The organism is Glycomyces halotolerans, assembly GCF_054779575.1.
This window is the reverse complement of record NZ_BAAGXZ010000002.1, coordinates 198,312-213,591: the sequence shown is the minus strand read 5'-3', so window position 1 is coordinate 213,591 and position 15,280 is coordinate 198,312. Positions and strand designations below refer to the sequence as shown.

The following is a 15,280-nucleotide window of genomic DNA, read 5'->3' as shown; positions in this document are numbered from 1 at the left end:
CACACGTATGGATGGTACTTGGCTCACCGCCGCAGCTTTGCGCGCACCGTCTCCCGAAGGGATCGCATCTCCTCGACTCGCAGGACCAGGCAGACGGCGATGTAGACGCCGATCAGGCCCGTACCCAGGACCGCCGCGGCCGCGAGCTGCCCGGCCTTGGCCGCGCCGCCGTCGTCGGAGACGTCGGGCCATGCTTGCCAGCCGAGCCAGGCGACCACGCCGGCGATCAGGGCCGCCGCGGCGGTGCGCATCAGGCCGAAGGCGACCTTCTTCATGCCGAGCAGGCCGACGCGCTTGCGCAGCAGCGCCACCGACAGCAGCAGACTGACCAGGTAGGAGACGCCGTTGGCGGCGAAGAGCCCGACCACCACCCACTGCAAGGGAAGCAGCGCGAAGGCCAGCAGGTACCCGCCGATGCGGATCGCGATGACCGGCAGGTTCAGCAGAGCGACCGACCGGGTGTCGGTCTGCGCGAAGAACGCGTAGATCTGCAGCTGGCTGACCGAGAACGGCAGCAGCACGAGCCCGACCACGGCCAGGACCGTACCGGTGGCGTAGGCCTGCCTGGGCTCGTAGGCCCCCCACTGGAAGATCGCGCGGGCGAACGGCTCGTGGAGGGCGATGAAAGCCGCCGCGATCGGCACCAGCATGAACGAAGCGAGGCGGATGCCTCCGGAGAGGTGATCGGCCAGGTCCGGCCAGCGCTTGTCGTCGGCGGCGCGCGTCATGCGCGGCATGAGCGCGGTGATGACCGAGACGGCCACGATGCCGTGCGCCATCATCATCATGAGGTAGGCGTTGTTGTAGACGGTCGTGCCGGGAACGAACGGTCCGCCGTCGGGGGCCCTGCCGGAGGCGGCGTTGGCGATCTTGATCACGGCCATGACCGCGATCTGGTTGGCCGCGACGAACAGGAGCGTCCACGAGGCCATGCGGCGGATATCCCGCAGCGGCAGTGCCTTGAAGTCGAAGCGGAACCGCCAGGCGAACCCGGCCCGGCGCAGCGCCGGCCAGAGCGAAGCGACCTGGATGACCACGCCGGCGGTGGTGCCGCCGCCGAGCAGCAGCAGCATCCCGGTGGTGACCTGGTCGGCGTTCATGAACAGCCGGCCGTCGGCATCGGGTGCGGCGTCGCGGGTGTAGACGAAGTAGAAGGCCGCGCCGACTCCGATGACCACCAGGTTGTTGATGATCGGCACCCACATCGGCGCGCCGAACCGCTCCCGCGAATTGAGCACTCCCGACAGGACCGCGAACAGTCCGTAGAACATCAGCGCCGGCAGCATCAGATACGACAGCTGCGTGACCAGGTCGTACTGGACCGGTTCGGCCATCGCCCGGGCGATGAGCGGGGCGGCGAGGGTGACGACGAGCGCGGCGCCGCCGAGGACGAGCGTCGCGAGGGTGAGCAGCCGGTGGGCGAACGCGTCGCCGCCGTCGGGGTCGTTCTTGTGGGCCTTGACGAACAGCGGCAGGATGATGCTCGCGAACACGCCGCCGAGGACGAGTTCGTAGATCATCTGCGGGAAGTACTGCGCGGTCGTGTACGAGTTGCCCAGCAGCCCCGCGCCGATGGCGGCGCTGATGACGACGGTGCGGCCGAATCCGGTGACGCGGCTGACGAGCGAGCCGGTGGCCATGAGGAGGCTGGAGCGGGCCACGCCGCGGTTCGCGCCGCCGGGTCTCGTGCCGTTCGGGGCCGCCGGGGGCGGCCCGTAGGATTGACCGTATTCAGTGCCGTGATCGGAGGCCCGGCCGCTGTGGTCGAAGCCGTTGCCGGTGGACGGCGAGGCCTGCGGACCGCGACCCGGTCGCGCGCTACTTTCGGCCATTCCTGCTCTCTCCGCTAAGCTTGCCCGGCGATGTCAGACAACAGTAGCGGTAACCAAATCACAGTCCCGCCCGTAGCCGACGACTTGGGTCGGGTCTTCGCCGACGCCGGTTTCGAGCTGCATCTGGTCGGCGGTTCGGTGCGGGACGCGATCCTGCGCCGGCAGACCAACGACCTCGACTTCACGACCGACGCGCGCCCGGAGGACACCGAGCGGCTGCTGCGCGGCGTGTGCTCGACGGTGTGGACCACCGGGGCCGACTTCGGGACCATCGGCGGGATGTTCAAGGGCGTCCAGGTCGAAGTCACGACCTTCCGCGCCGACGCCTACGACCGGGTGAGTCGCAACCCCATCGTTCGCTACGGCGACAATCTCGTCGACGACCTCGAACGCCGCGACTTCACCATCAACGCGATGGCCGTGAGCCTGCCGGGGCACGAGTTCTGCGACCCGTTCGGCGGCATAGGCGACCTGGCACAGCGGACGGTGCGGACTCCGGCGAGCCCCGAGTCGTCCTTCGCCGACGACCCGCTGCGGATGCTCCGCGCCGCCCGCTTCGCCGCGCAGCTGGACTTCGCGATCGCTCCCGGCGCGCTGGCGGCCATGAAGGACATGGCCCCGGAGCTGTCGCGGATCACCGCCGAGCGGATCCGCGACGAGTTCGTCAAGCTCATGGCCGCCCCGGACCCGGTCGTCGGCATCCGGGTACTGGTCGACACGGGCCTGGCAGAGCAGTTCCTGCCGGAGGTAGGGGCGCTGCGCATGGAGATCGACGAGCACGCCCAGCACAAGGACGTCTATGAGCATTCGCTCCAGGTGCTGCGCAATGCGATCTCGCACGAGGAGGACGGCCCTGACCTGATCCTCCGCCTGGCGGCGCTGCTGCACGACATCGGCAAGCCCGAGACCAAGGGCGTCACCGACACCGGCAACGTGACCTTCCATCACCACGACGTGGTCGGCGCCCGGCTCGCGCGTCAGCGCATGCGGCGGCTGCGGTTCGCCAAGACCGACGTGCAGGCGGTCTCGCTGCTGATCTCACTGCATCTGCGCTTCTACGGCTACGGCGACGCGGGCTGGACCGATTCGGCGGTGCGCCGCTACGTCACCGATGCCGGGCCCGAGCTCGAGCGCCTCCACAAGCTCGTCCGCAGCGACTGCACGACCCGCAACCGTCGCAAGGCCGAGCGGCTGCAGCGCGACTACGACGAGTTCGAGTCCCGCATCGCCCGCATTCGGGCCGAGGAGGACCTGCGGGCGGTCCGACCGGACTTGGACGGCAACGCGATCATGGAGCTGCTCGGTCTGCCGCCGGGCCCCGAGGTCGGGCGGGCCTGGAAGCACCTCAAGGAGCTGAGGCTGGAGCGGGGTCCGCTGTCTCGTGAGGAGGCCGAGGTCGAACTGTTGGCGTGGGCGCGCTCCGAAGGGATCTCACCACGTCCTGACGGGGATTGAAGATCTCGAAGACGACCAGCGCGCACATGCCCGCGACGGCGAGCCACCGTGCGGACGCGGCGGTGAGGAACAGCCATTCGGGAATGCCGCGCCCGTCTTCGGCCGAGACCTGCAGCATCTTCCCGTAGAACGCGAGGAAGTAGCCGATCTCGGCGATCTGCCAGACGAGGAACATGCCCCACTTGGGGCGGGCGAGGACCGCCAGCGGCACCAGCCACAGCACGTACTGCTGCGACCAGACCTTCCCGAACAGCAGGAACGCCGCGACCACCAGGAAGCACAGCTGCGCCAGCCGCGGCACCACGTCCTCGCCTTCGGGGGCGTTCCGGTGCGCGAAGTAGCCGACGGCGGCGATGCCCACGCAGGACAGTGCGAACAGCACCAGGTAGGCGTCGTTGACGAATTCGTGGTCCCAGAGCCGGTCCCAGCCGGTGAGGCCGCGCACGACGTACCAGCCGGTTCCCCAGTCGACGGGCCGCTCGGAGTTGAGCTCGAAGAACCGCAGCCACGACTGGGGCCACAGCGCAGCGACCGGCGCGTTGATGACCGCCCAGGTGACCGCGGCGGTGGCGACCGATGCGATGGCCGGCATCAATCGGCGTTGACGCAGGGCGAGGACGAGCAGGGGTCCGGCGAACAGGAGGGCGTAGAACTTCGCGGCGACGGCCAGGCCGAGGAAGAGTCCGGCCATGACCGGCCGGTCCCGCTGCCAGTAGAGGAAGAACGGCATCGCCAGGGCGACGGCGAACAGGTCCCAGTTGACCGTCGCGGTCACCAGGACGATCGGGGCGGCGGCGAGCATCATCGCGTCCCAGGGCCGTCGCGGTCGCGTGGAGGCGGATTCGGCGAGGGCCGGGTCGAGGCCGCGCAGGTCGGTGCGGGTGCCCTTGTCGCGGATCGCGTACAGCACGGCGATGGCGGCGATGCCGCAGGCGAAGAGGGTGACCGCGTTGAGGTGGTAGAAGATCGTGCCGCCGTCGGCGCCGGTGATGTTGCCGACGCGGTAGGCGATCTGGCCGAGCACTCCCATGAACCAGCCGGTGAGCACCGGGTATTCGACCGGGTGGTCGCGGTAGGGGATCGCCCCTTCGTGGAGGCGTTCGGCGCCCCACAGCGCGCGGATGTCGGTGTAGCAGGCGTTCGTGTACTGGGTCCAGTCCGTCCAGCCGCCGCCGGCGCAAGGGTACTTCTGCAGCCAGGAGATGGCGAAGAAGACCAGGCCGGTGAAGAGGATGACCCGCAGCGGGCTCCAGAACCGCCGGCGCGGCGGGTTGACGGCGTGTCCGCCGAGCGGTCCGCCGATGAACCCCGAGGTGAAGCGCACGAGGCGATCCTGGTGGGAGGGCGCTGCTGGCGCTGAGTCTTGAGAACGCGACGACGGCATGGGACACAGTATGTCCCATGCCGTCGTCAGCGATCGTTACGGTCGGTCGCGGCTAGTCTCTCTGACCGGGTGGCGTCGTGTCGCCGGTTGGACTGGTCGTCGGATCGGAGGGACTGGTCTCCTCGTCGGGCGGTTCCTCGGTGCACGGCGGTTGCAGCCATCCGCCGCATTCCTCGTCGCCGTCGCCGGGATCGATCGGGTCGGTGGTGTCGCCGCCGCCGTCACCGCCGCCGTCCTCACCGCCGCCTTCGCCGTCGCACTCCTGGTTGTTGCCGTTGCCCGGCCCTTCGCAGGTGTCGCCCTCGTCTTCTTCCTCTTCCTCGAGCTCCTTGCAGCGTGGGTCCTCGGGGTTCTTGCCGCAGTACTGGTTGTCGACGGTCTCGATGTCGGTGGTGATGGGGGCGCCGACGACGACCTTCTCCTTCCACTCGCGCGGCTCCCAGCCCTCGCTGCCGTCCTTGGTCTCCAGGACCTTGTTGATCGCGTTGTACCAGACCGGATAACTGGTGTTGCCGCCGTAGACGCTGTCGTAGTTGCCGTACGGATCGGAGATGGGAGCCGACTCGGAGGTCACGTTGCCGACCCACGCGGCGATCGAGATCTGCGGAATGGCGCCGACGTACCAGGCGTGTGCGTTGTACGAGGACGGGTAGTCGTTCCCGTCCTTGTCCTTGCCGGAGGCCTCCCACGTTCCGGTCTTGCCGAAGAAGTCCCGGTCGAGACTGGGCGCGCTCGAACCGCCGTCGATCTCGGAGCCGACCCACTGCAGGTCGCGGGCGACGCCGGAGTCCATCGCCTCGCCGCTGGCGAGCTCTCGCTTCGGCAGCACCTCTTCGCCGTCGGGCCCGATGACCTTCTCGACGTAGTGGGTCTCGACGGCCACGCCGTCGTTGGCGATGGTCGCGTACATCGCGGCCATGTCGCGAACGCTGGTCGGGTACTGGCCGAAGGACATGTGGTAGTAGAACGGGTCGGTCTCGCCCTCGCCGCCGATCGGGAGGCGGTCGGGTTCGCCGTCCTCGTCGGCGATCAGGGCGCCGTCGCTGTTGACCTTCGGGGTGTTCCCGTCGACGGCGGCGGGAGCGTCCCTGTCGATGCCGCCGGTCGCCTCGTCGACGATCCACTCGCCGTCGGCGCCGACGGTCTCGCCGTGCACCGAGTAGGTGAAGTCGTCATAGAGCCGGTAGGTGACCGGCACGCTGTGCGGGTCGCCGTTCTCGTCGTAGAGCTGCACGGTCTGGGTCATCTGGGTCAGACCCATCTCCACGGCGTTCTTGAGGATCGTGTCGACCCCGTAGTCCTCGGCGATCGCGTACATCGGGGTGTTCTTGGACTGTCGCACCGCGTCGGTGAGCGTCAGGTACATCTTCTCGTTCTGGCTGCCGTTGCGCAGCGTGCAGTCCGGATAGGTGCCCGAACCGATGCAGGACTCGCTGCTGTCGAGCGTGAGGGAGTCGAACTGCCGCGGGGAACTGGCGTCCCACCAGGATTCGATGGAGGCGCCCTCCTCGATGGCGGTCGCGGCGGTGATTATCTTGAACGTCGACGAGGGCGGGTGCGGGGACTCGTTGCCCGCCTTGTCGATGCCGAAGCCGTCGTGGCCGCCGTAGTAGCCGAGCACGCGTCCGGTGCCCGGTTCGACCGCGACCATCGCGGTCATCATCGACTCGTCGTATTCGGCCAGTGCGGCCTCTTCGTTCGAATTGGCGAACTGCCAATAGCCGTCCTCGGTGAGGACCTTCTCGGCTTTGTCGGCGGAGTCGACGACTTCGCCTTCCGGGCTGATGTAGTTGCCCTCGTCGTCCTTCTTGACCACGAGTTCGCCGCGGTAGGCGGTCCGCTCCAGCGACTTCTGGATGTCCTTGTCCAGGGTCAGGACGATCTTGTAGCCGCCGGTGCCTTCCTCGGCGCCGTACAGCTTCTCCTTCGTGAGGCCGTAGCGGTCCTCGAGCTCGTCGTAGACGTAGCCGTCGACCTCGTTGGTGAGGAAGCCGACCGGGGTGTCGCCGCCCCAGGAACCGCGGCTCTCGAACTCTTCGATCGGCTGGGGCATCTCCGCGAACTCGTCGCGCTCGGACTGCGTGAGGTGGCCGACCTCGACCATCGAGTCCATGGCGTGCTTCCAGCGACCTTCGGCGGCCCCCGCGTCGTAGACGTCCGGGTACTGCGGGTCGTAGACGCCGTTGGGCGACTTCACCTGCATGACGATGTAGGCGGCCTCCGCGTGGTCGAGCTCTTCGACGGGCTTGTCGAAGTACAGCTCGGAGGCGGCGGCGACGCCGTAGGCGCCGCGACCGAAGTAGGCCATGTCCAGGTAGTAGGTGATGATCTCGTCTTTGGAGTAGTCCTGCTCCAGCTTCATCGCCATGACCGCCTCCTTGGCCTTGCGGCCGTAGGAGATCTCGTCGCGGATGTCTTCGACCATGCCGGCGAGCTGCTGGGTGATGGTGGAGGCGCCCTGGGTGTCGCCGCCGGTGACGTTGTTGATCAGCGCGCGGGCGGTGCCCTTGTAGTCGACGCCGCCGTGATCGTAGAAGTTGCGGTCCTCCAGCGCGGTGAGCGCTTCCTTCACGGTCGGGGGCACCTTGGCCGGGTCGGAGATCTGCTTGCGGTAGGCCTCGCCGTAGGCGGCGGCCTCGGTCTCGCCGTCGACGTAGTAGAAGGTGGAGGGCTCGCCGTCGCGGCGCAGGTCGGTGAGCGGAGGAACGGTCTCGAAGAACCAAGTGCCGACCACGGTGATCGCGCCGACGAAGACGACGCCCACGGCGATCAGTCCGGCGTAGATCTTGCGGCGGCGCCGCTTCTTCTTGGCCTTCTTGTTCTCTTCGAGGTCTCCGGCGGTCGGTGGACCGGTTCTGCCGCCGGCGCGGCGCCTGCCGGGGACTCCCGCGCGGCCGGCGGGGCTGACCGGTCGGTCGTCGGCGGCGTCGAGGTCGATCGGCCGGCTGCCGCCTACGGAGGCCGAGCCGACCGAGGCGCTGCCGACGGATGCGCTGCCGACTGAGGCGCGCCCGGAGCGGCCGGTGTTGCCGCCGACCGAGGCGCTGCCCACCGAAGCGCTGCCTCTGCCCACCGGGGCGCTGCCGGAGGTGGAGCCCCGGTACGACCCGGGTCGGGCGCTGCCGCTGTAGGAGCCGTTGCCCGGATTCGGGGATCCTTGCTGGGAGCCCCAGCCTTGACGGCCGTGGTTCGGTGACTGGTTCGAGGAATCGCCCCAGGCGGCGTCGCCGCGGCCCGAGCCGCTCCCGTAGGAGCCGCCCCGGTGCTCGGCGCCACCATAGGACCGTCCGTCCTCTGGGGGTGGAGTCGGACGATAACCGTAGTCGCTCATGCTCAACCATCCACGTGATATCCGCCGGCCCGCGGCCGTGCGCCCGGATTGGCGCTTCGGTGTCACGGATCGGCTTCGCCCCAGGTCCGGGCCCGGAGTGGGGGTGCCCGAACGCGGCGGCATTTGTCGATCGGCAGTCGCCGTGCGACGGCGACCTAGGTCGTTCCGCAGTCTCGCACATTGAATCTGGGAGAAGGCTGCCAGATCGCTTAATCCTGCCGAGCCTATCGGATACCGGCCAGCCTGACCAGGGCATCCGGGTCCGGCTTGACGTGATCTGCACCCGCCGGATATGGTAGTCGCTGATGTATCGAACCGATACATCGAGACGTCAGATCGGACCGCGATGCCAGGGCACAGCGCCAGCGGCGTCGTCACGACGACGGGCGGAGAGGGGGATCCACATGCTCGAGCTGGCCATTCTGGGACTCCTGCATGAGTCCCCCATGCATGGTTACGAGCTGCGGAAACGCCTGCTGTCCCTGCTGGGGGCGGTCAGGGCCGCCTTCAGCTACGGCTCCCTGTACCCGACCCTCAAGCGGATGCGTCAGCGCGGACTCATCGCCGAAGAGGTGCCGGGCGAGGGGAACGCCGAGAAGCCGCTGCTCACCGGTCGTCGCGCTCGCAAGGTCTACCGGCTGACGCCGGAGGGCAAGGAGCAGTTCGCCCAGCTCATGGCCGACGCCGGTCCTGAGACCGCGGACGAGGCCCTCTTCGGGGTGCACTTCGCGTTCTTCTCCCGCACCGACCCGGCGACCAGGCTTCGCATCCTCGAGGCCCGCCGCCGCAGGGTCGAAGAGCGCCGTGAACGCATCCGCGAGGCACTCGCCCGCACCGCTGAGCGGCTCGACGCCTACGGCCTCGAGCTTCAGCGGCACGGACTGGAGACGGCCGAGCGGGAGGTGCGATGGCTCAACGAGCTCATCGCCACCGAGCAGGGACACGTCCCCGGGCGAAGCGACTTCGGCGACCGGATCGCCGGCCCGCAGCGGCCGACGAGGGCCGCCGCGGATGATGAAGAACCAAGTAAACAAGACAAAGGAGGCATGCGCGATGGGTAAGCTACGCGTGGCCATTGTCGGCGTGGGCAACTGCGCCTCGTCGCTCGTGCAGGGCGTCGAGTACTACCGCGACGCCGCTGTCGACGACCGCGTCCCCGGACTCATGCATGTGCAGTTCGGCGACTACCACATCCGCGACATCGAGTTCGTAGCCGCGTTCGACGTCGACGCCAAGAAGGTTGGCCAGGACCTCTCCAGCGCGATCAACGCCTCGGAGAACAACACGATCCAGTTCGCCGAGGTGCCGCCGACGAGCGTGTCGGTCCTCCGCGGCCCGACCCTGGACGGCCTGGGACAGTACTACGACGAGATGGTGACCGAGTCGTCCGAGGAGCCGGTCGACGTGGCCGCCGCGCTGCGCGAGGCCCGTGCCGACGTCGTCGTCTGCTACCTGCCGGTCGGTTCCGAGGACGCCGCGAAGTTCTACGCCCAGGCCGCCATCGACGCCGGCTGCGCCTTCGTCAACGCTCTGCCCGTCTTCATCGCCTCCGACCCCGAGTGGGCCCAGAAGTTCGTCGACGCCGGTCTCCCGATCGTCGGCGACGACATCAAGTCCCAGGTCGGCGCCACGATCGTCCACCGAGTCCTCGCCAAGCTGTTCGAAGACCGCGGGGTGCGCCTGGACCGCACCTACCAGCTGAACTTCGGCGGCAACATGGACTTCATGAACATGCTCGAGCGCAACCGGCTGGTCTCCAAGAAGATCTCGAAGACCCAGTCGGTGACCTCGCAGATTCCGCACGAGATGCAAGGAGCCGACGTCCACATCGGGCCCTCGGACCACGTGCCGTGGCTGACCGACCGCAAGTGGGCCTACATCCGCATGGAGGGCACCACCTTCGGCGACGTGCCGCTCAACGCCGAGCTCAAGCTCGAGGTATGGGACTCGCCGAACTCGGCCGGCGTCATCATCGACGCGGTCCGCGCGGCGAAGATCGCCAAGGACCGCGGGCACGGCGGCCCCGTGCTGAGCGCCTCCAGCTACTTCATGAAGTCCCCGCCGGAGCAGTACTCCGACGAGGAGGCCCGCGTCTCGGTCGAGGACTTCATCGCCGGATCCTGATCCGCGCACACGAACGGATCAAGGGGAGGCCTGCACGCGAACGAGTAGGCCTCCCGACGACGTATCGGGAGCTACCCTCGGACAATGCGCACGGCAGGACACGTTCGGACGCTCGCCACGAGCGGCAGATTCCGGAAGCTGCTGGCCGTCAGGCTCACCTCCCAGGCGGCCGACGGCATGTTCCAGGCTTCCCTGGCACTGAGCGTGTTCTTCAACCCCGCGCTCAACGAGGACTCCGACCCGTTCCGCTACGCCGCCGCCGTCGCCATCCTGCTCGGCCCCTATTCGCTGCTGGGACCGTACGTCGGCGTGGTCCTCGACCGGTTCAGCCGCCGCAACCTCATCGGCGCGGCCAACCTGCTGCGCGCCGCGCTCGTCTTCATCATCGCGATCACCATCCAGACCGGCCTGGACTGGACGTGGGTCTTCTGCGCGATGGTCGTCCTGGCCGCCAACCGGTTCGTCCTCGCCGGCCTCGGCGCCTCCCACCCGCACGTGGTCGAGCCGCCCCAACTGGTCACCGCCAACTCGCTGGCCTCGACACTCGGCGCCATGGCCTACGGCCTCGGCCTGGCCACCACCGGCGTGTCCGAACTCGTCAACTCCGGCGTCTCCTATTCGATGCTGGCCCTGGCCGCCGGCATCGGCTACCTCGTCTCGGCCGCCATCGCCTCGGCCGTGTTCCAGCCCGCCGACCTGGGGCCCGACCATGAGTTCACCCAGCCTCCGGGCCTGTGGAAAGGCATCGTCTCGACCACCGCCGGCATGGTCGAGGGCCTCGGCCACCTGACCCGCCGCCGCGGGCCGGCCCTCATCCTCGCGCTCCAGGGCTGCCACCGGTTCCTGTACGGGATCGTCTTCATCGTCGCGATCGCGCTGTTCATGGGCTTCTTCTGGGACGTAGAATCCGATCCGAGCCGGACGACCACGATCAGCTGGCTGCTGACCCTCGCGATCCTCGGGAACATCGGCGTCCTCGCCGCGGCCGTCTTCACCCCGCGCGCGACGCGCGTGTGGGGCCCGAAGAACTGGGCCGTGGTCCTCATGGCCCTGTGCGCGGTCGTGGTCGCGGCCCTGGCCGGCACGATGATCCCGGCGATGTTCGCCATCGGCGTGCTGCTGGTGAACATCGCCTCCCAGGGCATGAAGATCACCGTGGACACCAGCATCCAGCGCGGCATCGAGGACGACTACCGCGGCCGGGTCTTCAGCCTCAACGACACCGTCTACAACGTCGGGTACCTCGCCGGACTGTTCACCGCGGCCATGCTCGTCCCGCCCGACGGCTACTCGCCCAAGACCCTCGTCGGTGTGGCGGTCGCTTACGGTCTGATATGTGTCGGATATGCGTACCTGGCGCGAGATGACGCCCCGTACGATTCACAGGCATGGAGCCCAGCGGCACCCCAGCCGAGACCGAGCACGAGCCAGTAGCCGCCAATCCCTACGGCGGCACCCCGCCGTGGCAGCGACGCGGCAACTGGAAGCAGACCCTCGCCGGCCTCGGCGCTCTCGTCCTCACCGCGGGAGCGATCGTCGGCGTCTCCTGGCTGGCCTTCCGCGACGACGGCGCCGCCGAGCCGGCCGCAGGCGAAATCATCTACGAGCGGTGCCGCGTCACCGAAGCCGCCGACGCCGAACCGACCGTGCCGGCCCCCCGTCTCGGCACCGCCGCCGACCGCACCGTCGTCACCATCGAGACCAGCCACGGCACGCTCGAAGTCATGCTCTGGGGCGACCTGGCCCCGTGCGGCGTCGAAGCGTTCCTGCACTTGGCCGAGAGCGGGTTCTACGACACCCACGACTGCGACCGGCTCACCACCCAGCAGGCCAGCCCTTACGCGATCCTCCACTGCGGCAGACCCGGATTCGACCCCGAGGCGACCGAGTCGTTCGGCCCGGGATGGCGCTACCAGACCGAAGTCGGCATGGCCGGCGTCGACGTCGCCGACGTCCTCGCCCTGGTCACCGACGACAAGGGCAACGCCGGCGGCGCCTTCACCCTCATCCGCGGCGAAGCCGTCCCGACCGAGGGCGTCAGCATCATCGGCGGCATCGTCGACGGCTTCGAAGTGCTCGACGCGATCGCGGTGCTGCCCGACTCGGTCGAGTACGACGGCGAACCGCCGCAGCCGGTGACCGTCTACAGCATCACCGTCATCGACGAATTCGAGGTCGACGGCGGTGACAACGGTCCGCCACACGACCCGGACCGGCCAGGGGAGGACGAGACCACGCCCGCTATCGAGGAGACCACCGCGCCGTCGACCGAGGAGACGACCACGCCGTCTCCGGGCGGGCGCTAATCGGAGTCGGCCTCGTCCTTGCCGGAGGACTGCCGCTTCGCGTACTTGTCGACGTACTCCTGGCCGGTCAGCTGCCGGATCGCGTCCATGATCTCGTCGGTCACGGCGCGGATGATCACCCGGTCGTTCTCGAGACCCGCGTAGCGGGTGAAGTCCAGCGGCTTGCCGATCCGCACTCCGACCGGAGCGACTCGCGGCCGCGACTCGCCGATGGGCAGGACCTTCTCGGTGCCGATCATCCCGACCGGCACCACCGGAGCCCCGGACGTCAGCGCCAACCGCGCCACCCCGGGCTTGCCCCGGTACAGGCGGCCGTCGGGCGAACGGGTGCCCTCGGGGAAGATCGCGAACACCCGGCCGTCCTCCAACACCTTCATCGAAGGCTCCAGCGAGGCCGCGCTCCGGCGACCGCCGGACCGGTCCACGGCCACCTGGCCGAGAGCCTTGACCGTCTTGGAGATCAGCTTGCCCTTGACTCCCGCGCCGGTGAAGTATTCGATCTTCGCCATGGTCGCGATGTGCCGCTTGGTGGTGAGCCCGAGGAAGTAGTGGTCGGCGACCGACAGGTGGTTCGACGCCAGGATGACGGGACCGGTCTCGGGGATGTTCTCCTTGCCGTCGATCCACGGCCGCCAGATGAGTTTGATCGTCGGGGCGGCCGTCCATTGCAGCGTCTTGTACAGCACCGTGTTCAGCTCTCCAGTGGTTCTCACCCCGGCGGCGGGAAGGGTCGGGGCCAATCTATGGCTCGCGGCCCCCACTCGGTGAAGCTCGCGAGCCGGACCGTGACTCCGCCGAGTGAGGCAGGCCGAGTCTATGGCATCTGCGGTGACTACAGGTATTGACCGGGATGGTGGTCGCCGTCGTCACCGCGCGCGGCCCGCTCGGCCATGATCGCCCTCAGCTGCGGCGGGAGATCCTTTCCACCGGCCGGCAGCGCGCGCATGTCGCCCTGTCGCATCTGGTCCAACTGCAGCCGCGCGGCCATCTGCTGGGCCACCAGCGCGGCCTGGATTCCGTGGAAGAGCCCCTCGAGCCAGCCGACGAGCTGAGCCTGCGCTATCCGAAGCTCGGCCTCCGACGGCACCTCGTCCTGCCCGAACGGCAGCGAGAGGCGCTCGAGCTCGTCGCGCAGCTCAGGCGCCAGACCGGACTCGAGCTCGGCGATGGAACGAGCGTGGATGTCGCGCAGACGCTGGCGGCCCTTGTCGTCGAGATCGGCGGCGCGGACTTCCTCCAGCAGCTGCTTGATCATGGAGCCGACGCGCATGACCTTGGCCGGCTCCGCGACCAGTTTCGACGGGTCCGACTCGGTCCCTTCCTCGGCGGCGGCCTCGAGCTGCTTTCGGGCCTCGGCGGCGGAAATCGGATTGCCCTCGGCGTCGACGATGAGCAACTCGTCGTCGGACTCGTGTTCGTCGCGCTCGTCTCGGTCCCGCTTGGCGTTGTCTTCGCTCATCGTCTGACGTGTCCCCAAAGTCTTCTCGGTGGTACTTCTGCTCCCTCAACACCGAGCCTAACGCGGATCGAAGGAGGCATCGTTCCAGCCGCGACCGACAAATCCGCAACGGAGGGGACGAACATATGAAAAATCCCGAGCACTGTTCCCCTGAAGACGACAGAAGACCCGGTGGCAGAACCACCGGGTCTCAGCTGTGCGCGAGGTGGGAGTTGAACCCACACGTCCTTTCGGACACTGGCACCTGAAGCCAGCGCGTCTGCCATTCCGCCACTCGCGCGAGCGGTGCTGAAAACGCAACGCGATGATAGTACCCTGTCGGGTCTTCAGGAGGCCACTGGGTAGTGCGCGGTTTGAGCCCTACGCCACTACAGCAGCGTGCGGAGCCTGCCGACCGGCTGTCCGCCGCCGTACACCTCCGGCCAGGTCAAGGCCTCGACCACCGGCTTGGAGTCCTCGGAGAACTCGAATCCCGCCATGGTCGCCAGCGCCCGCAGCGCCACCGGCATCGAGGCACGCCCGGCGCCGTCGTCGATCTTCACCGCCACGGCTCCGACTCCGGGCACCGCGACCGCGTGCACGCCTTCGGCGCCGCCCTTGGCCAAGAGTCCCGGCACGGCCGACATCGACCGGTGGTCGGAGCCTTCGGTGCCGTCGATCAGGCGCGGGTGGGCGCGCATCGCGTCGGCCACCCGGCGCTCCGGTGTCCGCTCGGGGCTCTCGACGAACTTGGCGTAGGCGCGGGCGAGCCCGGTCAGGGACACGGCCAGGACCGGCGCGCCGCATCCGTCGACACCGACGGCCGACACCGGCTCTTCGCAGCGCTCCTCGACGGCGGCGATGATCCGCTGCTGGAGGGGGTGGTCCGGATCGCGGTAGGCCGCGACGTCCCAGCCGCCCGCGACGCAGGTCGCCAGCATGGCCGCGTGCTTGCCGGAGCAGTTCATGTACACCCGCCGCGGTTCGGCGCCGTCGGCCAGGGCCCGGCGGCGCGCGGTCGGGTCGCCGGGCAGGTCCGGCGGGCACTGGAGGTCGTCCTCGTCGAGGCCGGCGTGGGAGAGCACCGAATCGACGCGATCGATGTGCACCGGTTCGCCGCGGTGGCTGGCCGCGCCGATCGCGAGGTCGGCTTCACTCTCGGGTTTCCAGCCGGCGCGGAGCATCGCCAGGGCCTGCATCGGTTTGTTGGACGAGCGGGGGAAGACGGGCGAGGTCACGTCGCCGACGGAGCCGATGAGGTTCCCGGACGGGTCGGTCACGGCGACGCTGCCCCGGTGGAGGCTCTCGGTGAAGCCGGATCGGACGAGCTCGGCGACGGGTTCGCCGCCGCGGTAGGCGGTATTCATACTGCGGAGACTATCGCCGCCGCTGCCTCGTTCATCTCCTGAC

General features: G+C 68.7%; 11 protein-coding genes and 1 tRNA gene. 5 read left to right on the top strand and 7 right to left on the bottom strand.

Translation table 11 applies throughout. From position 1 onward, the window contains the following. Nucleotides 1-23: 23 nt before the first annotated feature. Nucleotides 24-1,832 carry a murein biosynthesis integral membrane protein MurJ gene (gene murJ / locus ACYVL2_RS02905; protein WP_460540008.1) on the bottom strand — a complete coding sequence of 603 codons (1,809 nt, stop codon included), beginning with the start codon at nucleotides 1,830-1,832 and terminating at the stop codon, nucleotides 24-26. A 30-nt stretch (nucleotides 1,833-1,862) separates the two neighbouring features. Here murJ and ACYVL2_RS02900 point away from each other — a divergent pair, with 30 nt between their 5' ends. Further along, nucleotides 1,863-3,287, top strand: a complete 1,425-nt coding sequence (locus tag ACYVL2_RS02900) for a CCA tRNA nucleotidyltransferase (protein WP_460540006.1) — start codon at nucleotides 1,863-1,865, stop codon at nucleotides 3,285-3,287. Here ACYVL2_RS02900 and ACYVL2_RS02895 read toward each other — a convergent pair. Both ACYVL2_RS02895 and ACYVL2_RS02890 read right to left on the bottom strand, forming a co-directional pair. Beyond that, entirely contained in the window at nucleotides 3,178-4,611 is a 1,434-nt protein-coding gene (locus tag ACYVL2_RS02895) for a glycosyltransferase family 87 protein (protein ID WP_460540004.1), read from the bottom strand. The two genes, ACYVL2_RS02900 and ACYVL2_RS02895, sit on opposite strands and share 110 nt — an antisense overlap. Before the next feature lie 112 nt (nucleotides 4,612-4,723). Further along, nucleotides 4,724-8,002 carry a transglycosylase domain-containing protein gene (locus ACYVL2_RS02890; protein WP_460540002.1) on the bottom strand — a complete coding sequence of 1,093 codons (3,279 nt, stop codon included), beginning with the start codon at nucleotides 8,000-8,002 and terminating at the stop codon, nucleotides 4,724-4,726. A 404-nt stretch (nucleotides 8,003-8,406) separates the two neighbouring features. Here ACYVL2_RS02890 and ACYVL2_RS02885 point away from each other — a divergent pair, with 404 nt between their 5' ends. The 4 genes from ACYVL2_RS02885 to ACYVL2_RS02870 all read left to right on the top strand — a co-directional run bounded on the left by ACYVL2_RS02885 (nucleotide 8,407) and on the right by ACYVL2_RS02870 (nucleotide 12,432). Then, the gene (locus ACYVL2_RS02885) at nucleotides 8,407-9,063 is read left to right on the top strand and encodes a PadR family transcriptional regulator (RefSeq protein WP_460540000.1); all 657 of its coding nucleotides are present in this window, start codon (nucleotides 8,407-8,409) and stop codon (nucleotides 9,061-9,063) included. Beyond that, entirely contained in the window at nucleotides 9,056-10,126 is a 1,071-nt protein-coding gene (locus ACYVL2_RS02880) for an inositol-3-phosphate synthase (protein ID WP_460539998.1), read from the top strand. Before ACYVL2_RS02885 ends, ACYVL2_RS02880 begins: the two co-directional genes overlap by 8 nt. Nucleotides 10,127-10,210: 84 nt before the next feature. Next, nucleotides 10,211-11,560 (top strand): MFS transporter, encoded by a 1,350-nt coding sequence (locus tag ACYVL2_RS02875; protein WP_460539996.1) that lies wholly within the window; start codon nucleotides 10,211-10,213, stop codon nucleotides 11,558-11,560. Continuing rightward, nucleotides 11,515-12,432: a peptidylprolyl isomerase gene (locus tag ACYVL2_RS02870; RefSeq protein WP_460539994.1), complete on the top strand. Its 918-nt coding sequence runs from the start codon at nucleotides 11,515-11,517 to the stop codon at nucleotides 12,430-12,432. Before ACYVL2_RS02875 ends, ACYVL2_RS02870 begins: the two co-directional genes overlap by 46 nt. Here the strand turns inward: ACYVL2_RS02870 and ACYVL2_RS02865 are convergent. The 4 genes from ACYVL2_RS02865 to ACYVL2_RS02850 all read right to left on the bottom strand — a co-directional run bounded on the left by ACYVL2_RS02865 (nucleotide 12,429) and on the right by ACYVL2_RS02850 (nucleotide 15,237). After that, the gene (locus tag ACYVL2_RS02865; protein ID WP_460539992.1) at nucleotides 12,429-13,145 is read right to left on the bottom strand and encodes a lysophospholipid acyltransferase family protein; all 717 of its coding nucleotides are present in this window, start codon (nucleotides 13,143-13,145) and stop codon (nucleotides 12,429-12,431) included. The genes ACYVL2_RS02870 and ACYVL2_RS02865 overlap by 4 nt on opposite strands. A 119-nt stretch (nucleotides 13,146-13,264) precedes the next feature. Continuing rightward, the gene (locus ACYVL2_RS02860) at nucleotides 13,265-13,891 is read right to left on the bottom strand and encodes a bacterial proteasome activator family protein (protein ID WP_460539991.1); all 627 of its coding nucleotides are present in this window, start codon (nucleotides 13,889-13,891) and stop codon (nucleotides 13,265-13,267) included. 197 nt (nucleotides 13,892-14,088) lie between these two features. Beyond that, nucleotides 14,089-14,171: transfer RNA gene (locus tag ACYVL2_RS02855), tRNA-Leu, on the bottom strand. Between the two features lie 88 nt (nucleotides 14,172-14,259). After that, nucleotides 14,260-15,237 carry an asparaginase gene (locus tag ACYVL2_RS02850; RefSeq protein WP_460539989.1) on the bottom strand — a complete coding sequence of 326 codons (978 nt, stop codon included), beginning with the start codon at nucleotides 15,235-15,237 and terminating at the stop codon, nucleotides 14,260-14,262. Nucleotides 15,238-15,280: the final 43 nt, after the last annotated feature.